The sequence below is a fragment of the Burkholderia sp. TSV86 genome, from assembly GCF_001522865.1.
Lineage (GTDB): Bacteria > Pseudomonadota > Gammaproteobacteria > Burkholderiales > Burkholderiaceae > Burkholderia.
In genome coordinates, this window is the sequence record NZ_LOWB01000104.1 from 18,059 (window position 1) to 44,699 (window position 26,641).

The 26,641-nt window shown below is 63.4% G+C and carries 20 protein-coding genes, 1 tRNA gene and 1 pseudogene; 13 read left to right on the forward strand and 9 right to left on the reverse strand.

Annotated features, from left to right (window positions below):
• Positions 1-34: 34 nt before the first annotated feature.
• Complete coding sequence (xth, locus tag WS68_RS18050) at positions 35-811, reverse strand: exodeoxyribonuclease III (RefSeq protein WP_059572097.1); 777 nt, start codon at positions 809-811, stop codon at positions 35-37.
• Between the two features lie 214 nt (positions 812-1,025).
• Here xth and WS68_RS29635 point away from each other — a divergent pair.
• Positions 1,026-1,124, forward strand: a pseudogene (locus tag WS68_RS29635) (hypothetical protein); the annotation flags it as partial.
• 142 nt (positions 1,125-1,266) lie between these two features.
• Here the strand turns inward: WS68_RS29635 and WS68_RS18055 are convergent.
• Positions 1,267-2,187, reverse strand: coding sequence for a hypothetical protein (locus WS68_RS18055; protein WP_156429569.1), 921 nt, complete (start codon positions 2,185-2,187; stop codon positions 1,267-1,269).
• Positions 2,188-2,695: 508 nt separating this feature from the next.
• On the opposite strand from WS68_RS18055, the gene WS68_RS18060 reads away from it, so the two are divergent.
• The gene (locus WS68_RS18060; protein WP_059572213.1) at positions 2,696-3,403 is read left to right on the forward strand and encodes a dienelactone hydrolase family protein; all 708 of its coding nucleotides are present in this window, start codon (positions 2,696-2,698) and stop codon (positions 3,401-3,403) included.
• A gap of 202 nt (positions 3,404-3,605) precedes the next feature.
• Here the strand turns inward: WS68_RS18060 and WS68_RS18065 are convergent, their stop codons facing one another.
• The gene (locus WS68_RS18065) at positions 3,606-4,403 is read right to left on the reverse strand and encodes an FkbM family methyltransferase (RefSeq protein WP_231753054.1); all 798 of its coding nucleotides are present in this window, start codon (positions 4,401-4,403) and stop codon (positions 3,606-3,608) included.
• 205 nt (positions 4,404-4,608) lie between these two features.
• Between WS68_RS18065 and WS68_RS18070 the strand changes: the two genes are divergently transcribed.
• Positions 4,609-4,685 (forward strand) — tRNA-Met (locus WS68_RS18070).
• A 289-nt stretch (positions 4,686-4,974) separates the two neighbouring features.
• Positions 4,975-6,177 (forward strand): DNA polymerase IV, encoded by a 1,203-nt coding sequence (gene dinB / locus WS68_RS18075; protein WP_082710155.1) that lies wholly within the window; start codon positions 4,975-4,977, stop codon positions 6,175-6,177.
• A gap of 105 nt (positions 6,178-6,282) precedes the next feature.
• On the opposite strand, the gene WS68_RS18080 is transcribed toward dinB, so the two are convergent.
• From WS68_RS18080 to fixL, 4 genes are all read right to left on the reverse strand, one after another.
• On the reverse strand, positions 6,283-8,397 hold the full coding sequence (locus WS68_RS18080) for a M3 family metallopeptidase (RefSeq protein WP_059572099.1): 2,115 nt from the start codon (positions 8,395-8,397) through the stop codon (positions 6,283-6,285).
• Between the two features lie 526 nt (positions 8,398-8,923).
• Complete coding sequence (gene folD, locus WS68_RS18085) at positions 8,924-9,781, reverse strand: bifunctional methylenetetrahydrofolate dehydrogenase/methenyltetrahydrofolate cyclohydrolase FolD (protein WP_059572100.1); 858 nt, start codon at positions 9,779-9,781, stop codon at positions 8,924-8,926.
• A 397-nt stretch (positions 9,782-10,178) separates the two neighbouring features.
• Positions 10,179-10,817, reverse strand: a complete 639-nt coding sequence (gene fixJ / locus WS68_RS18090) for an oxygen response regulator transcription factor FixJ (protein ID WP_006025940.1) — start codon at positions 10,815-10,817, stop codon at positions 10,179-10,181.
• Entirely contained in the window at positions 10,814-13,324 is a 2,511-nt protein-coding gene (gene fixL, locus WS68_RS18095) for an oxygen sensor histidine kinase FixL (RefSeq protein WP_059572101.1), read from the reverse strand. Before fixL ends, fixJ begins: the two co-directional genes overlap by 4 nt.
• Between fixL and WS68_RS29410 the strand changes: the two genes are divergently transcribed.
• From WS68_RS29410 to lpdA, 4 genes are all read left to right on the forward strand, one after another.
• Entirely contained in the window at positions 13,244-13,456 is a 213-nt protein-coding gene (locus tag WS68_RS29410) for a hypothetical protein (RefSeq protein ID WP_082710156.1), read from the forward strand. The genes fixL and WS68_RS29410 overlap by 81 nt on opposite strands.
• A gap of 156 nt (positions 13,457-13,612) precedes the next feature.
• The gene (gene aceE, locus WS68_RS18100) at positions 13,613-16,309 is read left to right on the forward strand and encodes a pyruvate dehydrogenase (acetyl-transferring), homodimeric type (RefSeq protein ID WP_059572102.1); all 2,697 of its coding nucleotides are present in this window, start codon (positions 13,613-13,615) and stop codon (positions 16,307-16,309) included.
• A 124-nt stretch (positions 16,310-16,433) separates the two neighbouring features.
• Positions 16,434-18,098, forward strand: a complete 1,665-nt coding sequence (gene aceF, locus WS68_RS18105) for a dihydrolipoyllysine-residue acetyltransferase (RefSeq protein WP_059572215.1) — start codon at positions 16,434-16,436, stop codon at positions 18,096-18,098.
• A gap of 105 nt (positions 18,099-18,203) precedes the next feature.
• Positions 18,204-19,958, forward strand: a complete 1,755-nt coding sequence (gene lpdA / locus WS68_RS18110; protein ID WP_059572103.1) for a dihydrolipoyl dehydrogenase — start codon at positions 18,204-18,206, stop codon at positions 19,956-19,958.
• A 204-nt stretch (positions 19,959-20,162) separates the two neighbouring features.
• Here the strand turns inward: lpdA and WS68_RS18115 are convergent, their stop codons facing one another.
• Positions 20,163-20,741, reverse strand: coding sequence for a phasin family protein (locus tag WS68_RS18115; protein ID WP_059572216.1), 579 nt, complete (start codon positions 20,739-20,741; stop codon positions 20,163-20,165).
• A 664-nt stretch (positions 20,742-21,405) separates the two neighbouring features.
• Here WS68_RS18115 and pbpG point away from each other — a divergent pair.
• Positions 21,406-22,521 carry a D-alanyl-D-alanine endopeptidase gene (gene pbpG, locus WS68_RS18120; protein WP_059572104.1) on the forward strand — a complete coding sequence of 372 codons (1,116 nt, stop codon included), beginning with the start codon at positions 21,406-21,408 and terminating at the stop codon, positions 22,519-22,521.
• A gap of 138 nt (positions 22,522-22,659) precedes the next feature.
• On the opposite strand, the gene WS68_RS18125 is transcribed toward pbpG, so the two are convergent.
• Positions 22,660-23,472 (reverse strand): IclR family transcriptional regulator, encoded by an 813-nt coding sequence (locus tag WS68_RS18125; protein WP_059572105.1) that lies wholly within the window; start codon positions 23,470-23,472, stop codon positions 22,660-22,662.
• Positions 23,473-23,855: 383 nt separating this feature from the next.
• Here WS68_RS18125 and WS68_RS18130 point away from each other — a divergent pair, with 383 nt between their 5' ends.
• The 4 genes from WS68_RS18130 to WS68_RS18145 all read left to right on the forward strand — a co-directional run bounded on the left by WS68_RS18130 (position 23,856) and on the right by WS68_RS18145 (position 26,593).
• Complete coding sequence (locus WS68_RS18130) at positions 23,856-24,065, forward strand: hypothetical protein (RefSeq protein WP_442857176.1); 210 nt, start codon at positions 23,856-23,858, stop codon at positions 24,063-24,065.
• Positions 24,066-24,156: 91 nt separating this feature from the next.
• A complete protein-coding gene (locus tag WS68_RS18135) occupies positions 24,157-24,645 on the forward strand; it encodes a low molecular weight protein-tyrosine-phosphatase (protein WP_059572107.1) in 489 nt (162 codons plus the stop codon).
• A 109-nt stretch (positions 24,646-24,754) separates the two neighbouring features.
• Positions 24,755-25,294: a Fe-S cluster assembly transcriptional regulator IscR gene (gene iscR, locus WS68_RS18140; protein ID WP_059572108.1), complete on the forward strand. Its 540-nt coding sequence runs from the start codon at positions 24,755-24,757 to the stop codon at positions 25,292-25,294.
• Between the two features lie 75 nt (positions 25,295-25,369).
• Complete coding sequence (locus tag WS68_RS18145) at positions 25,370-26,593, forward strand: IscS subfamily cysteine desulfurase (RefSeq protein ID WP_059572109.1); 1,224 nt, start codon at positions 25,370-25,372, stop codon at positions 26,591-26,593.
• Positions 26,594-26,641: the final 48 nt, after the last annotated feature.

A 26,641-nucleotide genomic window follows, 5' to 3' on the forward strand; every position in this document is an offset into this window, starting at 1 on the left:
GGGCATTCGGGCGCCCCGGTCGCATTGTGCTGCGCTACCCGATCTGAGCGACGACTGGTGTGTGATCGGACGGCTGATCCCATTTGCGCGGCTCGCGGTCGACCGTGCAACTCGTGCAGGTATCGGCGAGCGCGCTCGACAACAGGATATGGTCGATCCTCAAGCCCGCGTTGCGGCGGAAAGCGAGCATTCGGTAGTCCCACCACGTAAAGGTTTTGTCCGGCTGCTCGAAGCGCCGGAACGCGTCGACGAGGCCGAGCGCGACGAGTTGCGCGAAATGCGCGCGCTCCTGCGGTGATACGAGATTCTGACCTTCCCATTTCGCGGGATCATGCACGTCGCGATCTTCGGGCGCGATGTTGTAATCGCCTAGCAGCGCGAGCTTCGGATAACGCATGAGTTCGTCTTTGAGCCACGTTTGCAGCGCGTCGAGCCACTGCATCTTGTAGACGAATTTGTCGGAGTCGAGCGCCTGGCCGTTCGGAAAATAGGCGCAGATGATGCGCACGCCGTCGATCGTTGCGGCAATCAGGCGCTGCTGCGGATCGTCGAATCCGGGAATGTTGCGAACGACATTCGTTTCATCGAACGGCAGGCTCGTGCGCGCGAGAATCGCGACGCCGTTGTAGGTCTTCTGACCGGCGAACCAGCTTCGATAGCCGGCCGCCTCGAGTTCCGCGACCGGAAACTTCTCGTCGGGAATCTTCAGTTCCTGCAGGCAGAGCACGTCGGCGCCGCTCTGCGCGAGCCAGTCGAGGACATGCTGCTTGCGCACGTTCAATGAATTGACGTTCCAGGTGGCAATCTTCATTAATTCGTCATCGCCTTATGTGGCGCGGGTTTCCGGTAGAGAGACGGCTGCAGGAATCGCCTGGCTGCCCATCCAGCTACCCGCTTCATCCGCAGTGGTTGGGGCACAACAAAAGTGCGTTGCTGCTTTCGGCCGTGATGCCGCTCTGGCGCGCGGGCCGATCTTGATGAGCCGAAGTTTACCAGCGGGGACGAGCCGGTAGCGCTTCGTCGACGCATACCTGATCGGCCCGACGGCAACGCAGGCGGCGATTTGCGCCGGATATGGCGAGCGCACGGCCAGCCTAATGGGCTCGGCATTGGCAATGCGATGAAGCGCCGCGGCGAGCGGCGCGAGAATGGGGATGCTCGTCTACCAGCGCGCCGAGTGTGGGCGCGGGCGGAATTCGCCCAGCCGCCGAACGAGCATGGCGGCTCAGGCAAGTGATGAGCGAGAAATGCGCTGCTCGACAGCCGTTAAGTTCTCTTCAAAGTATCCGTGTTGTGAAGCTTGCCGTCATTTCCCCGGTAAATACAGATAGGACGGTCATTTTGATTGAGTATCGCCGGCGAACCTGTTGCAGTGTTTGGCGTGGTGTCCAACCAAGTATCCTTTCCAAAGGAGGTTCCGTTTTCAGACGTTAGATAGAACAGATTTCCGTCGCCGTTGTGGTCCAGGTGAACGAGAGCGAACCCTAACTTATTCGAGTACACGGCTGCTGGCGCCGCGTCCATCGCGACCAGCTCATTCACTCGTTCGTCGGCTCCCCATTGAATTCCGTTGGTCCACGTGACCCAACAGCGGTTGGCTTCACTGCCGTCACCGCGGTGATAAATCCAAAGCGTATCTCCGTTGACTGCCAGAGCCGGTGAGTCAGAAGTCGTAACGCCATCAATGCGCGTGTCTTTTGTCCACGCCACGCCATTGAACTTGGTGTACCAAAGCTGATTGCTGTCGCCGCCCGCGCCGCGGTGCACGAGCCACAAGTAATTTCCAACTACGGCAAGGGCAGGGTTTCCGGTGATGCCGACATTTTCGATACGGGTGTCTTTTTCCCATGTATAGCCGTCATCGTGGGAAACCGTGATCCATACTTGGTTACCGTCATTGCCCTGGCCGCGGTGGGCTAAGTACAGCGTGTTTTTGTAAATGGCCATGGCAGGGCCGCCCGATATCCCAACGCCGGGCACAAGCTTAGGTTCGCTCCATTTGGGATCGACATATCGCGTTAAATACAATTCGCCGCTATTGTTCGGGCCTTGATACGCGATAAGGAGCCTGCCTAATAGGTAATTGATCGCCGCAGGCGTATCGCTGAGCGGATAGGGGGGAACAAATTCCCCGATGTTTCGATTATGGCCGGCGGACTCGCCGGTGGCAGCGTGTGGATTGCTCATGGCTTACCTCGGACTGGAGAGTCTAGACGATAGGACGAATCGTTTGATGAGCGGGCGACGGCACATGGATTCCGACCGAAGCCGCGCTAAGCAGTGTAGTTCGGCATCCGATTGGCATTTACCCCTGAAACTGAACCGGTGCGAGCGTGCAAAACAGGCGGTCTGTTCGTTGTATGCCGGTCAAAGGAAGCTGGCGAATGAAAACGGCCGAGCATAGGGAAACGAGCGAACGACGTGGGCGCGAAAAACAGTAACGCGGCCGCTGTGCGGCCGGCATTCCCGAAGGCGAAGTGTTGATCGGCGCGCTGAATGAGGTTGGGCAATGGGTGAGGTCAAAGCGTGGCGAAGCGGCGACGGCCATCTGTGCCGCATGCGCGCGCATCGCGCAGCCGCCAACAAACGGCGGTTGACACACGCGGTGTTCGGGCCGCCGGATCGGCTCGAACACCGAGCAGCGCCGTGAAGCGTGCGCTATGCTACGACGGTTCATATGGCTGAGGACCACACGATGACACAAACGCTCGGATCCACGATTACGTTTCAGCGGCCGGACGGCCAGACCGTGAACGGCTATCTTGCCCGGCCGGAGAAGGCCGAAGGCGCGCCCGCGATCGTCGTCATTCAGGAATGGTGGGGCTTGAATGATCAGATTCGCGGCGTCGCGGACCGGCTCGCACGGTCCGGTTATCTCGCGCTCGTTCCCGATCTCTATCGCGGCAAGGCGACAGTCGAAGAAGAGGAAGCTCATCACTTGATGAATGCACTCGACTTCGGCGACGCGACGAGCCAGGACATTCGCGGCGCGGTGTCCTATCTGAAACAGCATGCGGCGCGCGTCGGCGTGACGGGCTACTGTATGGGCGGCGCGTTGACCCTGCTCGCGCTGTCCCAGATTCCGGACGTATCGGCCGGCGTGGTCTGGTATGGCTTTCCGCCGCTCGACTATATCGACGCAACGAAGATCCGCGTGCCGGTGCTCGGCCACTGGGCCACGCAGGATGCGGCCTTTCCGATCGCGACCGTCGATGCGCTCGAAGCGAAGCTGCGCGAAGCCAACGTCGATTTCACGTTTCATCGCTATCATGCGCATCACGCGTTCGCGAACGAGACGGCGCTCGGCCCGGACCGGATCGCGATCACGCAGTACGATCCCGTATGGGCGCAACTGGCGTGGGACCGCACGCTGACGTTTTGGGGCCGTACACTCTGGAAGTAACGCGCAATCGAGCAGGCGCGCCGGCTGCGTGTGGCGGCAGCCGGCGCGGTTTTCAGCAGATGGTGGCGGTGCGCGTCATGCCGTCATCTTATCGACGGCCATCGAAAAAGCGCCGGGAAGGTTTTCTCCGAGCGTGCGGCGGTGTGGAGCGGAGCGGCCAGACCGGCGTGCGCCGCAACTGGCCTGCCATTGCATCGCTCAGTCAGACGGGCGCGCCGACGCTTGCGAGCGCGGCCGCGTTCGCGGCCATCGCATGGTCGAATTCGCCGCGCTTTTCGGTCGGCACCATGAAGTAATCCCAGCACACGTAGTCGCAGCCGAACTTCCAATCGTCGCGCGTTTCGAACGGCGTGAGGAAGATGCTGTATAGCGTGTAACCGTGTTGTTGCGCGAAGTCGAACAGCGTTTCGGCGGTGTTGCCGTAGGCGCTGTACGTCGGCAAGCCGTACTCGACCGACACGACCGGGCGAAAGCGCCCCAGCGTGACTTGCGCGCCGCGCAGGCAGTCGATTTCGCCGCCTTCGATGTCGATCTTCACGAACGACAGTGATTCGAGCGCGGACGTATGCGCATCGAGTGTGCTCACGGTGACTTCGATTTGCGTGGGGTTGGCGGCTTCGGGCCGATTGAACTGGCGCTGGCGCAAGCCGCTTTCCTCCGGCGTGCCTTGCGCATAGGAAAACGATGCGGTGCCGGGGATATTGCTCAACGCGAGATTGAATAATTGGACGTTGGGCGTCGCGGCGAATCGTTGGGCCAGCGCTTCGTATGCGAACGGCAACGGCTCGAAGCCGAGCGCACGGCCGTTCGGCCCGATACATTCGGCGAGCGGCCCGAGATGCCGGCCGACATGCGCGCCGATGTCGATGACCGTGTCTCCTTGCTTGACCCACTTGCGATAGTGATATTCGAGCAGCGCCTCGAAGCTGAAGCTGATTGCTCCCGCATCGAGCAGTTCACGAATCCGAATCAGTCTGGCACGGCTGGCGGAATGCTCCACGTTGTCCTCGTCCTTGTCGTCGAAGAGGTTAGAGAGGGGGTGACCTGTCCCCGGATGATCCTAACACAGGGACGATGGCGGCCGATATCGGCTTGTTCCGGTTGTGTTCCGGCGGTTTCAGATCGCCGCGCGGCGGTCTCATGGAAATAAATCGAATGAAAGTTTGACTCATTCTCATATATCTCATATAATTTTCTTTCTCTGACGCGGGGTGGAGCAGTCTGGCAGCTCGTCGGGCTCATAACCCGAAGGTCGTAGGTTCAAATCCTACCCCCGCAACCAAATACGGCGAAAAAATCCCGCGTATGTGACCGATGCGCGATTCGCCAAAAAGCCCGGCCTAGTGCCGGGCTTTTTTGTATCCGCATTCGCCGTTCGCGATCCTCTCCTGGCGCTTTTCCCGTTACATTGCGTCATTGCGCCGTGTTCTTGCCCGCGCGCTTTGCGTATGACCGCGCGTTCGAATCGATCTATCGCGAACCTGTTCTTCGGCGCGCGGCGTCGGTATGCGTGCCTCGCACCGAGTCGCGCAGTTGAAACGCGCACTGTGTTTTTGTACAGTATCGGCATCTTGGATAAGCCGACGTCCCCTCCCGACGTGCCGCCACCGCCATCGAGCGGCGCGTGTGCGTTCGTGCGCAAGATCATCCATTGCGATTGCGACTGCTTTTATGCGTCGGTCGAGATGCGCGACGATCCGTCGTTGCGCGGCCGCCCGCTCGCGGTCGGCGGCCGGCCCGATCAGCGCGGCGTGATTGCCACCTGCAATTACGACGCGCGGCGCTACGGCGTGCATTCGGCGATGTCGTCGGCGCTTGCGATGCGCAAGTGCCCCGGCTTATTGATTCTGCCGCCCGCGATGGACAAGTATCGTGCGGCGTCGCGGCTGATCATGGCGATCTATCGCGACTACACGCCGGATGCCGAACCGCTGTCGCTCGACGAGGCGTATCTCGACGTGAGCCGCGCGACACGCTGTCGCGGCAGCGCGACGCTGATCGCGCGCGAGATTCGCGAGCGCGTGCGCGAGACGGTCGGCGTCACGGTGTCGGCGGGCGTCGCGCCGAACAAGTTCGTCGCGAAGATCGCGTCCGACTGGAACAAGCCCGACGGCCTTTTCGTCGTGCGGCCGCATGAAGTCGACGCGTTCGTCGCCGCGTTGCCGGTGCGCAAACTGCATGGTGTCGGCAAGGTGACGGCCGCGCGGCTCGACAAGCTCGGTATTGGCACTTGCGGGCAACTGCGCGCATGGTCGCTGTTCGATCTGCATCGCGAGTTTGGCGCGTTCGGCCGCCGGCTTTACGAGCTGGCGCGCGGCATCGACGAGCGGCCGGTGCGCGCGGATCAGGAGCGTAAATCCGTTAGCGTCGAGACGACCTACGTGCAGGATCTCGCCACGCTCGAGCAATGCGCGGCCGAGATTCGCCGGCTGACGGCGCAACTCGACGTGCGCATCGAACGGGCAGGGGCGGTACGTTCGATCAGAAAGCTGTATGTGAAGATCCGCTTCGCGGATTTTCGGCGCACGACGGTCGAATGCGTGGCCGATGCGACCGATCCGGACACCGCGGTCGCATTGCTCGAAAAAGGGCTTGCGCGGCGCAGGCAGCCGGTGCGGCTGCTCGGCGTCGGCGTGCGGGTCGACGAGGATACGGCCGAGCGGCATGGGCAGATTGCGTTGTTCGATGACGATCCGTGCGCCGGTGGGGCAATTGACGATTGCGCGGCGCTCGGCGGTGCCGGCGATGGCAACGGCACTGCGAGCCCGGCGTGATAAACAAAAAAAGCGGCAACCCGCGACGCAGGTTGCCGCCTGTTTCACGCACGAACGGCTTAAAAGCGAGGGCATCGCGCACCGCACGCGGGCGATGCCGCGTGCTTACGCGTGCGCCGTGCCGGCATCGGCCATTCCGTTGTGGCGCAGCAGCGCATCAATGCGCGGCTCGCGTCCGCGGAACGCCTTGAACGATTCCATCGCCGGGCGGCTGCCGCCCACTTCGAGGATTTCGTGCCGATAGCGCGCGCCCGTTGCCGCGTCGAGCACGCTGCCCGCCGTGCGCGCGGCTTCCTCGAACGCCGCGTAGGCGTCGGCGGACAGCACTTCCGCCCACTTGTAGCTGTAGTAACCTGCCGCGTAGCCGCCCGCGAAGATATGGCTGAACGTGTTCGGCCAGCGCGAGAACGACGCCTGCGGAATCACGTGGAAGCGCTCGTTGACGGCACGCGCGAAATCGTTGACGTTCGTCATTGCGGCGGCGCCGCCGCTCTGCGGGTCGAAATCGACGTGCAGCAGCATGTCGAACATCGAGAATACGATCTGGCGCAGCGTGCCGAGGCCGCTTTGGAAGTTCTTCGCGGCGAGCATCTTATCGAACAGCGCGCGCGGCAGCGGCTCGTTCGAATCGACGTGCGACGACATCGATTTCAGCACATCCCATTCCCAGCAGAAGTTCTCCATGAACTGCGACGGCAGTTCGACCGCATCCCATTCGACGCCGTTGATCCCCGACACGCCGATCTCGTCGACGCGCGTCAGCATGTGATGCAGCCCGTGGCCGAACTCGTGGAACAGCGTGATCACCTCGTCGTGCGTGAAGCATGCGGGCTTGTCGCCGATCGGCGCGGAGAAGTTGCAGTTCAAATAGGCGACGGGCGTCTGCACGCTGCCGTCGTCGCGCTTCGCGCGTGAGCGCGCGTCGTCCATCCACGCGCCACCGCGCTTGCCCTCGCGCGCATACAAGTCGAGATAGAACTGCGCGACGAGCGAGCCGTCGCGGTTTTCGACGCGGAAAAAGCGCACGTCGTCGTGCCACACAGGCGCTTCGTCACGCACGATCCGCACGCCGAACAGCGTCTGCGCGACCGTGAACAGCCCCTTCAGCACCGCCGGCTCGGGGAAGTATTGCTTCACCTCGTTTTCGGAGAACGCATAGCGTTGCTCGCGCAGTTTTTCCGCCGCATACGCAACGTCCCACGGCTCGAGCGTGGCCAGACCCAGCTCGCTTGCGGCGAACGCGCGCAGTTCGTCCCAGTCTTTTTCCGCATAGGGGCGCGCGCGCTTGGCGAGATCTTCAAGGAACGCGATCACCTGCGGCGGTGATTCCGCCATTTTCGGCGCGAGCGATACTTCGGCGAAATCGTGGTAACCGAGCATCTGCGCTTCTTCGCGGCGCAGCTTGAGTTGATCCGCGACGATTGCCGTGTTGTCCCATTCGATCTTGCCGCCGCCGTACTGCGGGCCGAGTTCGGAGGCGCGCGTCACGTATGCGCGATAGAGGGTTTCGCGCAGCGGGCGGTTTTCCGCGTATTGCAGCACCGGGAAGTACGACGGAAAGTGCAGCGTGAATTTCCAGCCCGCATGGTTGTCCTTTTGCGCGGCTTCGCGCGCAGCGGCGATCGCATCGGCCGGCAGGCCGGCGAGTTCGTCCTCGCTTTGCGCGTAATACGCGTATGCGTTCGTCGCGTCGAGCACGTGATCGGAGAACGCCTTCGACAGCGCCGCCTGCTGCTCCTGCAACTGCGCGAAGCGCGGCTTCTGGTCTTCGGGCAATTCGGCGCCCGACAGGCGGAAATCGCGCAGCGCATTGTCGAGAATCTTTTTGCGTTCGGCCGACAGCGTCGCGTATTCGGCGCTCGCGGCGATCGCCTTGTATTTTTCGTAGAGCGCGAGATTCTGGCCGACGCTCGACCAGAATTCGGTCACGCGCGGCAGATTTTCGGCATGCGCCGCGCGCAGCTCGGGTGTGTCGGCCACCGCGGTCAGATGGCCGACGATGCCCCACGCACGGCTGAGCGGCTCGGTCGTGCGCTCGAGCGCGTCGATGATGTTGGCCCAGGTCGCGGGCGTGTCGGGATGCGCCGCGTGCGCAACGGCGTCGTTTGCGTTGGCGAGCAGCGTGTCGAGCGCGGGCGTCACGTGTTCCGGACGAATTTCGCCGAAACGGGGCAGACCGGAGAAATCGAGAAGCGGGTTGGCATGGGCGCTGACGGACATAGGGTTCCCTGGCGGTTGCGAAGTAGGTGAAAGACGAGCGGCATACCGCGTGCCGCCCGCCGGCGTCATATCGACATTATTGGGGCGCGTCGCGCGGTTTCCAATTGGAAGTTTCTAATGAAACGATTGGGGCGGGAGCGGAGCAGCCGGATGACGGGCCGCACGAAGGCGGCGCACGCCGAGCGCCGCAGTGTCGGAGGGGCGGCGGCAGGCAGCCTGCGACCCCGTATTCGGCTGATGCGGGGAGCGTTTGGCACCGCGCGTTGCGGCACCGGGGTTGGATGACGATTTGTCGAAGCCGGGACGGCTGCCGCGAGCGGTGCGCAGTCGCGCCGAGCGGGCGGATTGCGCTGGCGGCGCGCATCGAACCGCGTTGTTCCGCGGGCTGACGCCGACAGCGCCGCGCATTGGCGCACAGGGCGGTATCGATCGGCGCGGATCGACGCCTTTATCGTTGCGCCGCCGCGTGGTCATGCGTTCACGCCATCATGCCGACGAACCGCCGAACCGCCGTAATGTCCGGCCGTCAAGCCGCTTGGGCCGCGCGTTCGGCCGATTCGAGCGTATTGATGAGCAACATCGTGATCGTCATCGGGCCGACACCGCCCGGCACCGGCGTAATATGGCCCGCCACCTGCGCGACCCCCGCGAAATCGACGTCGCCGCATAGCTTGCCTGCGTCATCGCGGTTCATCCCGACGTCGATCACGGTCGCGCCGGGTTTCACCATGTCGGCCGTCAACACATTGCGCTTGCCGACCGCCGCGACGATTACGTCGGCGTTGCGCGTGTGCGCGGCAAGCTCGCGCGTCTTGCTGTGGCAGATCGTGACGGTCGCGCCGGCTTCGAGCAGCAGCAGCGCCATTGGCTTGCCGACGATGTTCGAGCGGCCGATCACGACCGCATTCGCGCCGACGAGTGAAATGCCGTGCGCCTCGAGCATCTTCATCACGCCATAAGGCGTGCACGGGCGAAAGAGCGGCTTGCCTGTCATCAGCGCGCCAGCGTTCGCGATGTGGAAGCCGTCGACGTCCTTCTCCGGCGCGATTGCTTCGATCACCTTATGGCTGTCGATGTGGGCCGGGAGCGGCAATTGCACAAGGATTCCGTGGATGCGCGGGTCGCGGTTCAATTCGCCGATGCGCGCGAGCAGGTCCACTTCGGCGAGCGTGGCCGGATAGCGGTCTTTCACGGAGAAGAAGCCGTTGTCTTCGCACGCCTTGATCTTGTTGCGCACGTAGACCTCGCTCGCCGGATTGTCGCCGACGAGAATCACCGCAAGGCCCGGCTGATGGCCGCGCGCGGCGAGCGCGGCGGCGCGCTCGGCCGCTTGCGCGCGCAGGGTCTTCGAAAGGGCGTTGCCGTCGATCAGGGTGGCTGTCATGGTGAAAATTCGCTTGGCAAGGTGGAAGGCGGGGGGGCGGCGCGAAAAAGCGCTGCGAAGAAGCGACGGATTATACCGCTCGGCCGCTGCCGCCCGAAGTGGGCGCGACGGCCGCGCTTGGTGCGCACGCTATAAAAATAATGAGAACGATGGGCGGCTACCGCAAGCCGGCTCGCAATCGTGAGCGGCACGCAAGTGGGGAAGGTGCGCAAAGAGCAAGCGCGATGGAATGATGAAAATGGCCCGAACTGGAGCCGGCGCGCGGTGCGACCAGCGAAGGCAATTGGGCGATCGAGGGCCAGTACAGCGCAGCGCGGGTGAAGCCGGGAAGGCGAAACGAGCGCTCGCCGGCGCGCGGCGCGCCCGGCAAGCCCAGCCGGACGCGGCGGCGTGCGCGTTACGCCTGTTTCTTCGACAGCGCGAGCCGCAGCAGATCGGCGACCGTATTGACGTTGAGCTTTTCCATGATGTTCGCGCGATGCGCCTCGACCGTCTTGATGCTGATGCCGAGATCGTCCGCGATCTGCTTGTTCAGGCGCCCGGCGATGATCCGCTCGAGCACCTGCTGCTCGCGCGCGGTCAGCTTCGACAGGCGTTCGCTCGCCGCGCGCTGCTCCTGCACGCTCTTGCTTTCGCTTCTCGCCTTGTCGAGCATCCGCTCGACGAGCTTGCGCAGTTCGGCCTCGTCGAACGGTTTCTCGATGAAGTCCATCGCGCCTTTTTTCATCGTCGACACCGCCATCGGCACGTCGCCGTGGCCGGTCACGAAGATGATCGGCAGCGCTGCGTTTTCGGCGATCAGCCGCTCCTGTAGCTCCAGGCCGCTCATGCCGGACATCCGCACGTCGAGGATCAGGCACGCGATCTGCCCCGCCTGTTGCGCGGGCTGGTATGCGTCGAGAAACTGCTCGGCGCTCGAGAAGCATTGCACGCGATAGCCGTTTGCCTCCAGCAGCCATCGCAGCGAGTCCCGCACGGCCTCGTCGTCGTCGACGACAAAGACGGTTTCCTGAGAGGTGGTGACAGGGCTATTCATATCTCTCCCGTTACGGTTTGTGTTGGCGAGGTCTCGGACCCGTGACCGGGATCCTCTGGTTCTCCAATCGGCAGGCTGCAGTGGAACGTGGCGCCGGATATGCTGCCGTCCGGCTCGACGTTGTTGACCACCCACAGGCGTCCGCGGTGCGATTCGATGATCGATCGGCAAATGTTGAGCCCCATGCCCATGCCGTCCGATTTGGTGCTGTAGAACGGTTCGAACAGGCGCTCGGCGGACGCTTCGTCGACGCCTGGGCCCTGGTCGATCACGCGGATGTCGACGAAGCCCGCTTCGAGATCGGCGACGATGCGGATCACGCCGTCCGCGTTCGCCAGCTTGACTTCCTGCATTGCCTCGGCCGCGTTCTTCAGCAGGTTCACGAGCACCTGCTCGATCAGCACGGGATCGGCATAAATAATAGGCATTCTCGCGCGGATTTCGGTGACGATCCGGATCCGGCGTTTTCTCGCTTCGATTTCGGCGAGGCCCACCGCGTCGGCAACGATGTCCACCACGCGCGACGGTTGCCGCTTCGGCTCGCTGCGTTTAACGAACTCGCGGATCCGCTTGACGATCATCCCCGCGCGCAGCGCCTGCTGCGCGGTCTTCTCGAGTGCGGGCGCGAGCGTCTCGGGCGTCGCGCGGCCGCCTTTCACGAGCGCGAGCGTGCCCGAGCAGTAGTTGTTGATCGCGGCGAGCGGCTGGTTGAGTTCATGCGCGATGGACGATGCCATTTCGCCCATCGTCATCAGCCGGCTTGTGAACTGCAGCTTCTCTTCCTGCTGGTGCGCCAGCTCCTGCGCTTTCTTGCGGCTCGTGATGTCGGTGGCGATCTGCATTTGCGCGAGATGGCCGTCGACCCACTGAATGTACTGGCGGCGCACTTCGAACCATTTCTGGATGCTCTCGACGTAGACTTCCTGTGCATCGGCCGTGCTTTCGGTCAGCGCGGCGGCGGGCAGGCCCGCGTAGGTGTCGACCAGGTCGATCGAATCCGACGACGCCTGCGCGCTGTCGAAACCGCCGCCCGACAATTCGAGATGGCCGTCCGGGCGGATGCCGAACAGGTGCCGGTAATAGCGATTCGCGAACAGCAGCTCCGCCTCGTCGGCGGCGAGCACCGACACGGCCGCGTCCAGGCTTTCGAGCACCGTCGTGAAGCGCTCGTGCGCGGCGGCCAACTCCTCGCGCGCGCGCTTGGGCTCGGTGATGTCCGTCATCGACGACATCCAGCCCGTTTGCCGGCCCGAACTGTCGATGAGCGGCGATACATATAGGCGTGCGTGGAACAGCGAGCCGTCCTTGCGGCGCACGCGCAGCTCGAAGCCCGAGCTGGGCGCCTTGCCGCGCAGCGTCATGTCGAGCTGGCGCTGCATTTCCGGGTAGGCGTCGCGCGGCCAGTACGGAAACGGTGCGATCTTGCCGACGAGATCGCTTTCGTCCCAGCCCGTCATCCGGCAGAACGCGGGATTCACGTGCGTGATCCGGCCGTGCATGTCGAGCACGCGCATGCCGATCAGCACCGAATTTTCCATCGCGCGGCGAAAGAACGCCTCCGCGTACAGCGCCTGCTGCGCCTCGAAGCGCTGGCGCGTGTGCTTCCAAAGGCTCCACAGGCTCCACAGCACGAAGCACGACAGGCCGGCGACCAGCCAGACGAGCGTGTTGTTGGTCAGGTTCGTTGTTTGCGGGTACGCGTAGACGCGCACCGTCAGGCCCTGGCCAGGCGGGTCCAGCGGCAGGTCGTAGTGCGCGTCGCGCGGCAGGCGCGGGCGCGACGATGTCGACGCGAGTTCGCGGCTGTTCGCATCGACGATGGAAATCTTGTATTTCGCGGACAGCTCCGGCGGGATGTCGTGCTTCAGGATGCCTTCGACCGAGAACACCGCGGCAATCGAGCCGAGATAGTCGCGCTCGCGGATCACGGGCGTTTGCAGCGTCAGGTAGCCGTAGCCGAAGTCGTCGTAGACGAGTGCGGAGTACGTTTGCCGGCGGGTGTTGCGCGCCGCGCCGAACGCGCCGCGCACGATTTCGTCCATCTGCGTGTCGTTCGGCCTCGCGAGCCGCTGGCCGAGCAGCGGGAGCTGCATCGCGGGCCAGCGCTTCGCGCCGGGCGCGGTGTACCAGTTCAGATAGAGAATTTCCGGATGCGCCTGCAACACGTCGCCGACCGTTGCCTGGAACGCGTGCTCATCGACACGGCCCGCGGCGATGTCGCGCGCGAACGCCTGCAACTGCTCCTGCGCGCTCGTCATCGACAGGCGAATCTGCTGCTGCGCCCACGCGACGTTGCGATACAGCGTGTCTTCCTGCTGCTGTTGCTCGCGGCGATTGAGGCTCCATAGGATGAGGCTCATCACGACGAGGAAAACGAGAATCGACAGCAGCGGCGTCAGCAGATAAGAGTTGGACCACCATGGTCCATGGTGCCAGCGGGACGGCTGCGACTCGGCCGGCGAACGCGACGGTCGCGCCGAGCGTGCGAGAAGCCGATCGGTCAACATGGCTGGATTGTAGCTCAGCGCGTATTGCCCAAAGGGCACGGAAGACAGTTTGAACCGAAAGCGGAAATAGCTGCGCGCGATCCGCTTTCGATGCCCATGCGGCGGGTGCGGCGCAGCATTATTTCACATTAAGAAAAATAATCTCATAATTCGAAAATTATGTTGCACGGGGCCCGCGACGCTCTTTACAATCCGCGGGAGCTTGCAGCAGCCGGCCATCGACGTCGTCTGCACGAAGAGCGATCCTCATATCCCAGGACGCCAGTCCAGGACACCCAGGAGACGAGCATGTCCGCTGTACCCAACGAAGTGCTGAAATACGTCACGGCCGAACGTGATGATGATCCGCAGGAAACCGTCGAATGGCTCGAAGCGCTTGACGGCGTGATTTCGTCAGTCGGCCCAGGCCGTGCGCACTATCTGATCGAGAAGCAGATCGAATTCGCGCGGGTACACGGCGAGCACCTGCCGTTTTCCGCGAACACCCCGTACATCAACACGATTCCCGTCGAAGCCCAGGCGAAGATTCCGGGCGACCAGGACATCGAGCACCGCATCCGCTCGTACACGCGCTGGAACGCGATCGCGATGGTGCTGCGCGCGGGCAAGGACACGAACGTTGGCGGCCACATCGCGTCGTTCGCATCGGCCGCCACGCTGTACGACGTCGGCTACAACCATTTCTGGCACGCGCCGTCGGACAAGCACGGCGGCGATCTCGTGTTCGTGCAGGGCCACTCGTCGCCCGGCGTTTACTCGCGGGCCTTCCTGCTCGGGCGTCTGAGCGAGGCGCAGCTCGACAACTTCCGCCAGGAAGTCGGCGGCAACGGTATCTCGTCGTATCCGCACCCATGGCTGATGCCGGATTTCTGGCAGTTCCCGACCGTGTCGATGGGGCTTGGCCCGATCATGGCGATCTACCAGGCGCGCTTCATGAAGTATTTGCAGTCGCGCGGGATCGTGAATACGGAGGGCCGCAAGGTCTGGGCGTTCCTCGGCGACGGCGAAACCGACGAGCCGGAATCGCTCGGCGCGATCGGCATGGCGAGCCGCGAAAAGCTCGACAACCTCGTGTTCGTGATCAACTGCAACCTGCAGCGTCTCGATGGCCCGGTGCGCGGCAACGGCAAGATCATCCAGGAACTCGAATCGGAATTCCGCGGCGCCGGCTGGAACGTGATCAAGGTGATTTGGGGCAGCCGCTGGGATGCGCTGTTCGCGCGCGACAAGACGGGCGCGCTGATGCGCCGGATGATGGAAGTCGTCGACGGCGAGTACCAGACGTACAAATCGGAGTCGGGCGCCTACGTGCGCGAGCATTTTTTCAACACGCCCGAGTTGAAGGCGCTCGTTGCCGACTGGTCCGACGACGACATTTGGAACTTGAACCGCGGCGGCCACGATCCGCACAAGATCTACGCGGCGTTCCACGAGGCCAGCAACACGAAGGGCGCGCCGACCGTCATCCTCGCGAAGACCATCAAGGGCTACGGGATGGGCGAGTCGGGCCAGGCGATGAACATCACGCACCAGCAGAAGAAGCTGCCCGTCGAGCAACTGAAGAAGTTCCGCGACCAGTTCCGCCTGCCGATCTCGGACGACGAAATTGCCGACGTGCCTTATGTGAAGTTCGAGGAAGGCTCGAAGGAACTCGAGTACATGCGCAAGCAGCGCATGGATCTGGGCGGCTATCTGCCGCAACGCCGCGAGAAGGCGCAATCGCTGCCGGTGCCGGCGCTCGACGCGTTCGAGCCGCTGCTCAAGGGCACGGGCGAGGGCCGCGAGATCTCGACGACGATGGCGTTCGTGCGGATCCTCAACATCCTGCTCAAGGACAAGACGCTTGGCAAGCGTATCGTGCCGATCGTTCCCGACGAATCGCGCACGTTCGGCATGGAAGGCCTGTTCCGCCAGATCGGCATCTGGAATCAGGAAGGCCAGAAGTACGTGCCGGAAGATTCCGACCAGCTGATGTTCTACAAGGAATCGCAGACCGGCCAGATCCTGCAGGAAGGGATCAATGAAGCGGGCGGCATGTGCGACTGGATCGCCGCGGCGACGTCGTACTCGACGCACGGCGAGATCATGGTGCCGTTCTATATCTTCTACTCGATGTTCGGCTTCCAGCGGATCGGCGATCTGGCATGGGCGGCGGGCGACATGCGCTCGCGCGGATTCCTGCTCGGCGGCACCGCGGGCCGCACGACGCTTAACGGCGAGGGGTTGCAGCACGAGGACGGCCATTCGCTGCTGTGGGCGGCGTCGGTGCCGAACTGCGTGAGCTACGATCCGACGTTCGGCTACGAGCTTGCCGTCATCATGCAGGATGGCCTGCGCCGGATGGTGCAGGAGCAGGAGGACGTGTACTACTACATCACGGTGATGAACGAGAACTACGAGCACCCGGCGATTCCGCAGGGCGAGCACGTGGCGGCCGACATCATCAAGGGCATGTACGCGTTCCGCAAGGCCGAAGCTGACAAGAAGGCGCCGCGCGTGCAACTGCTCGGCGCTGGCACGATCTTCAACGAAGTGATCGCCGCGGCCGATCTGCTGAAGAACGACTGGGGCGTCGCGGCCGATCTGTGGAGCGTGCCGAGCTTTACCGAGTTGGCACGCGAAGGCCACGACGTCGAGCGCTGGAACCTGCTGCATCCGTCGGAAGAGCGCCGCCTCACGCACGTGCAGCGCTGCCTGAAGGACACGCAAGGCCCGGTCATCGCATCGACCGATTACGTGCGCGCGCTCGCCGATCAGATCCGCGGCCAGATCGATCGCCGCTACGTCGTGCTCGGCACCGACGGCTTCGGCCGCTCGGATACGCGCCGCGCGCTGCGTCACTTCTTCGAGGTCGACCGCTATTGGGTCACGGTCGCCGCGCTGAACGCGCTCGCTGACGATGGCAAGATCGACCGCAAGATCGTTGCCGAGGCGATCGCGAAGTACGAGCTCGATCCGTCCAAACCCAACCCGATGACGGTTTAACACGTGCGCCGCGCGATGCCGCGCGCCCCGTTCGCGCGATGAGCACGGGGGCGCGGCTGCGCTGCGCATGGGGTCGGCGCTGGCCGCTGAAGCGGCGGCGCCGATCGACTGGAGACATGAACAGATGAGTCAAGCGATCGAAGTCAAGGTGCCGGATATCGGCGATTACAAGGATGTCCCCGTCATCGAGGTGCTGGTGAAGCCGGGCGATGCGGTCGAGCCCGAGCAGTCGCTCGTCACGCTCGAATCGGACAAGGCGACGATGGACGTGCCGAGCCCTGTTGGCGGCACGGTCAAGGAAGTCAAGGTGAAGGTGGGCGACGCGGTGTCGGAGGGTTCGCTGATCGTGCTGCTCGATGGCGCGCCGGCGGCCGGCGCATCGCAGCCGAACGGCGCGACCGCGCCGGCTGCCGCTGCGCCGGCTTCGGCGCCGGCCGCACCCGCGGCGAGCGCCGCGAGCGCGCCGGCCGCGGGCGGCACGGTCGACGTGAAGGTGCCCGACATCGGCGACTATAAGGACGTTCCGGTCATCGAGATCGCGGTGAAGGTCGGCGATACGGTCGAAAAGGAGCAATCGCTCGTCACGCTCGAATCGGACAAGGCGACGATGGATGTGCCGAGCCCGGCTGCCGGCGTCGTCAAGGCAATCAGCGTGAAAGTCGGCGATACGGTGTCCGAAGGCACGCTGATCGTCGTGCTCGAAGCAGCGGGCGGCGCGGCCGCGGGCGCGCCGCAAGCAGGCGCGCCGGCTCAGGCTGCACCGGCTGCCGCGCCGGTGTCCGCGCCGGCCGCGGCGCCCGCGGCGCCCGCGGCGCAGGTTGCGCCCGCAGCAGCGCCTGCCGCACCTGCCGCGAGCGGCGAATATCGCGCCAGCCACGCGTCGCCTTCGGTGCGCAAGTTCGCGCGCGAGCTGGGTGTCGACGTGTCGCGCATCACCGGCAGCGGGCCCAAGAACCGAATCACGAAGGAAGACGTCACCGCGTTCGTGAAGGGCGTGATGACGGGCCAGCGCTCGGCGCCCGCCGCCGCGGCCGCAGCGGCCGCGGGCGGTGGCGAGCTGAACCTGCTGCCATGGCCGAAGATCGACTTCACGAAATTCGGTCCGACCGAAGCGAAGCCGCTGTCGCGGATCAAGAAGATCTCCGGTGCGAACCTGCATCGCAACTGGGTGATGATCCCGCACGTGACGAACAACGACGAGGCGGACATCACCGAGCTGGAAGCGCTGCGCGTGCAGTTGAACAAGGAGCACGAGAAGGCGGGCGTGAAGTTCACGATGCTCGCGTTCGTGATCAAGGCGGTCGTCGCGGCGCTCAAGAAATTCCCGGCGTTCAACGCGAGCCTGGACGGCGACAACCTGGTGTTCAAGCAGTACTACCACATCGGTTTTGCCGCCGACACGCCGAACGGCCTCGTCGTGCCGGTGATTCGCGACGCCGACAAGAAGGGCCTCGTCGACATCGCGAAGGAAATGAGCGAGCTGTCGAAGGCGGCGCGTGAAGGCAAGCTCAAGCCCGATCAGATGCAAGGCGGCTGCTTCTCCATCTCGTCGCTCGGCGGCATTGGCGGCACGCATTTCACGCCGATCATCAACGCGCCCGAAGTGGCGATCCTCGGCCTGTCGCGCAGTGCGATGAAGCCGGTGTGGGACGGCAAGCAGTTTGCGCCGCGCCTCACGCTGCCGCTGTCGCTGTCGTATGACCACCGCGTGATCGACGGCGCGCAAGCCGCGCGCTTCAACGCGTATCTCGCGTCGCTGCTCGGCGATTTCCGCCGCGTGATTCTTTGATGAGCATGACGGCGCGCGGCGCGCATGAGCCGCTCGGCGGCTCGCGCACCGCGCGCCGTCGCTCTGTCGGTACGGTAGGAAGCCCATACAAGTAGGGGACAGTTCATGAGTCTCATCGAAGTCAAGGTGCCGGACATCGGCGATTTCAGCGGCGTCGACGTCATCGAAGTGAATATCAAGCCCGGCGACGCGATCGAAAAAGAGCAGACGCTCATCACGCTCGAGTCCGATAAGGCGTCGATGGAAGTGCCGAGCGATGTGGCCGGCACAGTCAAGGAAATCAAGGTCAAGGCGGGCGATAAAGTGTCGCAGGGCACGGTGATCGCGCTCGTGGAGGCGGCCGAGGCCGCGAAGGCGCCCGAAGCGGCGAAGCCCGCGGCCGCCGCGCAGCCCGCGCCGGCCGCGCGCCCGGCCTTGGCGCCCGAAGCGGGCAGCTACGGCGGCGCCGCCGATATCGAGTGCGACATGCTTGTGCTCGGCGCGGGCCCCGGCGGCTATTCGGCCGCTTTCCGCGCGGCCGATCTCGGCATGAAGACGGTGCTCGTCGAGCGTTATTCGACGCTGGGCGGCGTGTGCTTGAACGTCGGCTGCATTCCGTCGAAGGCGCTGTTGCATACGGCGCTCGTCGTCGAGGAGGCCGCTGCGCTTGCCGATCACGGCATTGCGTTCGGCAAGCCGCAAGTCGATCTCGACAAGCTGCGCGGTTTCAAGGCGGGGGTCGTCAAGAAGTTGACGACGGGGCTGGCCGGCATGGCGAAGGCGCGCAAGGTCGAGGTGGTGACGGGCGTGGGCGCGTTCGTCGATCCGCATCATCTCGAAGTGCAGACGCAAGGCGGCAAGAAGGTGGTCCGCTTCAAGCAGGCGATCATCGCGGCGGGCTCGCAGGCGGTGAAGCTGCCGTTCATGCCGGACGATCCGCGCGTCGTCGATTCGACGGGGGCGCTCGAACTGCGCCAGTTGCCCAAGCGGATGCTCGTGATCGGCGGCGGGATCATCGGTCTCGAGATGGCGACCGTCTACTCGACGCTCGGCGCGCAAATCGACGTCGTCGAAATGATGGACGGGCTGATGATGGGCGCGGACCGCGATCTCGTCAAAGTCTGGGAAAAATACAACGCGAAGCGTTTCGGCAACGTGATGCTGAAGACCAAGACGGTCGGCGCGCAAGCCAAGGAGGACGGCATCTACGTGCAATTCGAGGGCGAGAAGGCGCCGGCGGACGCGCAGCGTTACGACCTCGTGCTCGTCGCGGTCGGCCGCAGTCCGAACGGCAAGAATGTCGGCGCGCAGAATGCGGGCGTGGCTGTTACCGAGCGCGGCTTCATCGAGGTCGACAAGCAGATGCGCACGAACGTCCCGCATATTTTCGCGATCGGCGACATCGTCGGTCAGCCGATGCTCGCGCACAAGGCAGTGCACGAAGGCCATGTCGCAGCGCAAGCCGCGCACGGCGAGAAAGCGTATTTCGACGCGCTGCAGATTCCGTCCGTCGCGTATACCGATCCGGAAGTTGCATGGGCCGGCAAGACCGAGGATCAGTGCAAGGCCGAAGGGATCAAGTACGGCAAGGCAGTGTTCCCATGGGCCGCCTCGGGCCGGGCAATCGCGAACGGCCGCGACGAGGGCTTCACGAAGCTGATCTTCGACGAGCAAACCCATCGGGTGATCGGCGGCGGGATCGTCGGCCTGAATGCGGGTGATTTGATCAGCGAAGTGTGCCTCGCGGTAGAGATGGGCGCGGACGCGGAGGATATCGGCAAGACGATCCATCCGCATCCGACGCTCGGTGAATCGATCGGAATGGCCGCCGAGCTGTATGAAGGCGTTTGCACCGACCTGCCGCCGCAGCGCAAAAAGTAAACGCCGCTAGGCGGCGTTGCCGCCGCAGCAAGAGAAATGGCGCCTTCCGGCAACGGGAGGCGCCATTTTTTGCAATGCGAGAGCGGACCACGCACGAAGACGGCGCGCAGCGAGCATCGCGGCCGTGGCGGCTGCGCAATGAAAAAAGCCGCGCATATTCGCGCGGCTTTTCCCATTCAAGCAGAAGACGTCAACCAGAGACGCTTACGCCGGCTTATTCGTGGTGGTGCTGCGGCGCGACGCGGCGGCGGCATTGCTGGCGGCCTTGGTGGCGACAGCGGCGGCGGCGTTGAAGTTCGTTTCCGCGATTTCAACCGCTTGCTTGGCGGCCTTCTGCACCGTTTCGTAAGTGGTGTTCGCGGCGTTGATCGCGGATTTCAGCGCTGCGACGGCGGTTTCCGAGCCGGCCGGCGCGTTCTTCGCGACATTGTCGACCAGCGCCTGAACCTTGCGGTTTTGCTCTTCGTATTGCGCCTCGGCGACCTTCGCGAACTCGGCTTGCGTGGCCGACGCGATTTCGTACAGATGGCGGCCATACGACAGCACCTTCTCGGCGATCGGCTGCGTCAGGCTTGCTTGCAGGGCGAGCAGCTCTTGCGCGTCCTTCACGGACAGCGCGCGTTGCACATTTTCCTGGCTTTCCGCGAGCGTCGACTTCACGACTTGGAGATTCAGCTCGATCAGCTTCTCGACACCTTCAAATGCCTTCGACGTCAGGCCGAAGAGATTTTCGATGTTGGCTTTCTGTGCGGCGGCAATTTGCTCGGGGGTCAGAAAAGACATTTTCATGCTCCTGAAGAAGGGGTAGTCGATCGTGGGGACAACAAGCACAACTTTGGTGAACGAATGCTCAAAACAGCTTTGTGCAACGCAGCAATGGAGCATATTGTAGAGCGCCAAAATGGAAAGTCAAGTATTTTGTGCGCCGCACAAAATAGATAATTTATAGACAAAACAAAGAGTTGTGCTGTTTGAATGGAATCGATTCCAATTGCTGCGCGCTATGATTCAATACGGGGCGCTGCAACACGGCTGCACCGTTGCGATACGTCAAGTAAACCAAACAACGAAGCGGAACGTTTAACGGTTTAATTGGTCGAAGCGCTCATCGTTTTCTGCGCGGGGCGGGTTTTGCACTCGCCGTCGCGCCTGCCGGCGGGCCGTCGCATCTGTTTTGCCGGCAACATCACGATTTTCCCGCCTCAAGTTGTTTGCCGATCGCAGACCGATATGCCGAACGCCTACGGCAGCGCACATAGCTGCCGCGGGCAGCGGGCGTCATGCGTGGGCCATCGTATTTTTCGATGAGGCAGCGCGTGCCGATTGGCTTGGTGTAATCAATTCTTACATTTCGGTTTAACGAAGATCGGTAAGTGCCTAATATTGCTTCTTTTTTGAGCTTTTAATACACTGGCGAAAATTTCCTCGCCGTTTTGTTCGGACCCCAATGAAAGCCCAATTATTTGCCCCGCTCAGGATGATGCAGAGCGTCGCGCTCAGCACTGCCGTTTCGGTTGCCATCACGTTGATGGCGTCAGCGGCTGCTGTCGCTCCCGCGGACGCGTTTGCCGCGACAAAGACTTCACATAGCGCGAAAGGCAAGAAGAAGAGCGTGGCGAAGAGGTCGCAGCGCGTTGCGTCGGCCGATACGGCGCGCGCGAGCGGCTCGCGCAAGCGGATGACGCTCGCGGCCGGCGGCCGTCACCACGGTGGCGTGCGCCGGGTTGCGTTCCAGCCGCGCCAGCCGTCGGTCGGCCAGGCGTTCGGCCTGCATGACACGCCGGATGCGCTCGCGCTGCGCTCGGGCGTCGCGTATGTCGTCGATCAGAATTCGTCCGAGCCGCTGTTCGATAAGAACTCGCACGCGGTCGTGCCGATCGCGTCGATCACCAAGCTGATGACCGCGATGGTCGTCCTCGATTCGAAGTCGCCGCTGACCGATCAGATCGAAGTGACCGACGAAGATCGCGATTACGAGAAAGGCACGGGCTCGCGCTTGTCGGTCGGCTCGGTGCTGTCGCGCGAGGATATGCTGCACATCGCGCTGATGGCCTCGGAGAACCGCGCGGCGGCCGCGCTGTCGCGCTACTATCCGGGCGGCCGTCCGGCGTTCATCGCGGCGATGAACGCGAAGGCGAAGGCGCTCGGAATGGCCGACACGCATTTCGAGAATTCGACGGGCTTGTCGAGTGCGAATGTATCGACCGCGCGCGATCTCGTGAAGATGGTGAATGCCGCTTACCAATATCCGTTGATCCGCAACTTCTCGACTGATCGCAGCTATGAGGTGTACACGGGCAAGCGCACGATCGCGTACAACAGCACGAACGCGCTCGTGCGTAATGCGTCATGGGATATCGGGTTGCAGAAGACGGGCTTCATCAACGAAGCGGGCGAATGCCTGGTGATGCAGACGACGATTCACGGCCGCCCGATCGTGATGGTGCTGCTCGATTCGTTCGGCAAGTATTCGCGTTTTGCCGATGCGTCGCGCGTGCGCAATTGGCTCGACAACGGCGGCGGCGAGCGTCTCACCGCGGTGAACACGACGGCGGGCACCTGAGCCGGCGGCGGCGCGTGATCGCTTGATGAAAAGCCCCGCGAATGCGGGGCTTTTGCTTGGGCTGGGCGTCGCGCGCGGCCGCTCACGGCAATCAGCTGCCTAGGCGCGTGCCCGGGCTTTCGCTGCTGATCAACCTGGTTATGCTTGTTTTTGCGTGAGCGTATCCGCGTCCTTCAGCGCTTCGGGGTGATACCCGAGCGATTCGGAAATCGTCAGCGCGGTGCGGCTGAGTTGGCCGAGCCACGCGTCCTGAAGCCGGTCGGCTGGAGCGGACAACGATAGCCCCGCGACGAGCTTGCCCGTGTCGTCGTAGATGCCGGCCGCGATGCAGCGCACGCCGAGTTCCAGTTCCTCGTTGTCGCGCGCGCATGCTTGCTGGCGCACGAGCGCGAGTTCGCGCTCGAGCTTCGGCAGATCGGTAATGCTGTTTTGGGTGTGGCCGGCAAGCCCTGTGCGCGTCGCATACGCGCGCACCCGCGAGGTTTCGTCGGCGGCGAGAAACAGCTTGCCGACCGAAGTCAGATGCAGCGGCGCGCGGCCGCCGATCGCGCGCACGACCTGCATGCCGGAGCGCTCCGAATACGCGCGTTCGATATAGACAATTTCGTCGCCTTGCCGGACTGACAGGTTGACTGTCTGTCCGGTCAGTCGATGCAATTCGCGCATCGGCATCAGCGCCGCGTCGCGCACCGACAGCCGGGCTTTGACGAGATTGCCGAGTTCGAGCAGGCGCATGCCGAGCCGGTACGTACCGGGATCGGAACGATCGACGAGGCGGCAGGTAACCATGTCGTTCAGGATCCGGTGCGCGGTGGAAGGGTGGAGTTCGGTGCGCTGCGCAAGCTCCTTCAGGCTGACCGGATCGCTGTGCGCGGCGAGCGCATCGAGGAGCCGCATCATCCGCTCGATCACCTGGATCGACGTTTTGGAATCCGGGTTTGGGTTGCTCATCGTCGTGAATCGATTGACGCATCAAGAATACAGGAATGCGACGATTGTATCTCGTATTGTGAAAAGAACGGAAGGCATTCGAGGAAGTCTTCGCCTGCGACGGCGTATTGGCGTGCCCGCTGTTTGCGCCGTGGCAGGGCCGGGCCGGCGCGCTAACTGGATATGGCGCGGGTGCGCGATGCGTGAAATTCCGCGCGCAGCCGAATACCCACCGACCGCTCGCGACCGCACGCACGCGTGACTGTTCACTTGGTGACAACACTGCGTTCGCTATTCGTGGATTTATCTTGATAGAGACGGTTTATAGAATGTCGACATGCTGACATTGGGCGACGCCCAATGCGCGAGTCGAGTGAGGTCGCATCATGAAAAAGACAATATCGATGTACTGGCCGCTTGCGATCGTTGTGCCGCTTGCCGCCGCCGCTTATCTGCATTTGTCCGACGTTGGATCACCGCGCGCGGGCGCCGTCGTGCGCGATGCGTCGGCCGAGCTTGCGCGCACCGTGTCGTATGGGTTCGTCGACGACGCGTCGCAGCCGCTTCCCGCCGCGTCGCAAGGCGCTGCGCTCGTGACGCCGAAGGCGCTGTAATGCGCGCGCCGTTGCGAGCGGGAATCGGCGGGCGTTTGTATAATGCCGCGTTCTCCATTCGAGCGGTGCGCCGCACAATTCTGGCCGCGTGATGAAAAGCGTCGCGATCTGTTTCGTTTGCCTCGGCAACATCTGCCGTTCGCCCACGGCCGAAGGGGTAATGCGGCATCAAGTCGCGGCAGCGGGGCTCGATGGCGCGATCACCGTCGATTCGGCCGGCACCGGCGACTGGCATGTCGGTGAGCCGCCCGATGCGCGTGCGCAGCAGGCGGCAAGCCAGCGAGGCTACGATCTTTCGAAATCGCGTGCGCGGCAAATCGGCCCGGCCGATTTCGAGCGCTTCGATCTGGTGCTCGCAATGGATGCCGCGAATCTCGCCGAGCTGCAAAAGCGCTGCCCACCGCAGTATCGGGGCAAGGTTCGGCTGCTGATGGAATACGCGGGCGACGGGGCGTCGCGCGAAATCGCCGATCCTTATTTCGGCGGCTCGCAGGGTTTCGAGCAGGTGCTCGATCAGTGCGAGGCTGCGTGCGGCGGTCTTCTCGGCAGCCTACGCGCCGGCGTGCCGCACCGGCATTGAAGCATTTTCGATGTTGCTTTCCACCCTTTTGGAGATAGGGATACTTGACTGATTTTGTCGAATATTTATACTTGACAAAAATCGTCAAGATTGCTGCCCATTCAATACCATGAGACTCACCACGAAAGGCCGTTTCGCCGTTACGGCGATGATCGACTTGGCGCTGCGCCAGGAGCATGGCCCGGTGACGCTTGCAGGCATCAGCCAGCGCCAGCGGATTTCACTCTCCTATCTTGAGCAATTGTTCGGCAAGCTGCGCCGGCATGAAATCGTCGAATCGGTTCGCGGGCCGGGCGGCGGTTACAACCTCGCGCGCCGCGCGCAGGACGTGACGGTTGCCGACATCATCATCGCGGTCGACGAGCCGCTCGATGCGACGCAATGCGGCGGTAAGGGCGCGTGCGACGGCACGAAGCAGCGCAACGGCCACTGCATGACGCACGAGCTTTGGTCGACGCTGAATCAGAAGATGGTCGAGTATCTCGATTCGGTGTCGCTGCAGGATCTCGTCGATCAGCAGCGCGCGTGCGAAGGCTCGCCGGCGGTGTTGCGCGACAAGCGCAAGCCCGAGCCCTCCACGGCGGGCGTCGAGCCGGTCCGCTCGATTCCGCTTGGCCCGAATTCGGTTTTCAATATCGCGAACTCATGACCGCCGCCGCGCGCGAAAGGCCGCGGCGAGCATAACGAACAGTCCCGCACAGAACACGCATACCCGGAGCGACAGATGAATAACGAGATTCCCCACCTGCCCATCTATATGGACTACAGCGCGACGACGCCTGTCGATCCGCGCGTTGTCGACAAGATGGTGCCGTATCTGCGCGAGCAGTTCGGCAACCCGGCGTCGCGCAGCCACGCATACGGCTGGGATGCCGAGCGCGCGGTCGAACAGGCGCGCGAGCAGGTGGCGGCGCTCGTCAACGCGGACCCGCGCGAGATCATCTGGACTTCCGGCGCGACCGAGTCCGACAATCTCGCGATCAAGGGCGCCGCGCATTTCTATCAAGGCAAGGGCAAGCACATCGTCACGGTGAAGACCGAGCACAAGGCGGTGCTCGACACGTGCCGCGAGCTCGAGCGCGAAGGCTTCGAGGTGACCTATCTCGACGTGAAGGAAAACGGCCTGATCGATCTCGACGCATTCAAGGCCGCGCTGCGCCCGGATACGGTTCTCGTGTCGGTGATGTTCGTGAACAACGAGATCGGCGTGATCCAGGATATCGAGACGATCGGCGAAATCTGTCGCGAGAAGGGCATCGTGTTCCACGTCGACGCCGCGCAGGCGACGGGCAAGGTCGGAATCGACCTCGCCAAGCTGAAGGTCGACCTGATGTCGTTCTCCGCGCACAAGACCTACGGCCCCAAGGGCATCGGCGCACTGTACGTGCGCCGCAAGCCGCGCGTGCGCATCGAAGCGCAGATGCACGGCGGCGGCCACGAGCGCGGGATGCGTTCGGGCACGCTGCCGACGCACCAGATCGTCGGGATGGGCGAGGCGTTCCGGATCGCGCGCGAAGAGATGGCCACCGAGAATGAGCGGATTCGCGCGCTGCGCGACAAGCTGTTGCGCGGTCTCGCGCAGATCGAGGAAACCTATGTGAACGGCGACCTCGAGCACCGGATTCCGCACAATCTGAACATCAGCTTCAATTTCGTCGAAGGCGAGTCGCTGATCATGGCGATCAAGGACGTCGCGGTGTCGTCGGGCTCGGCGTGCACGTCGGCCTCGCTCGAGCCGTCGTATGTGCTGCGCGCGCTCGGCCGCAACGACGAACTCGCGCACAGCTCGATCCGCTTCACGGTCGGCCGCTTCACGACGGAGCAGGAAGTCGACTACGTGATCGAACTGCTGAAGAGCAAGATCGCGAAGCTGCGCGATTTGTCGCCGCTTTGGGAAATGCATCAGGAAGGCATCGATCTGTCGACGATCGAATGGGCGGCGCACTGAGCGCGGCGCGGGGTTGAGCGGTTTATCGCGGACGCTGAGCGAAAAGCG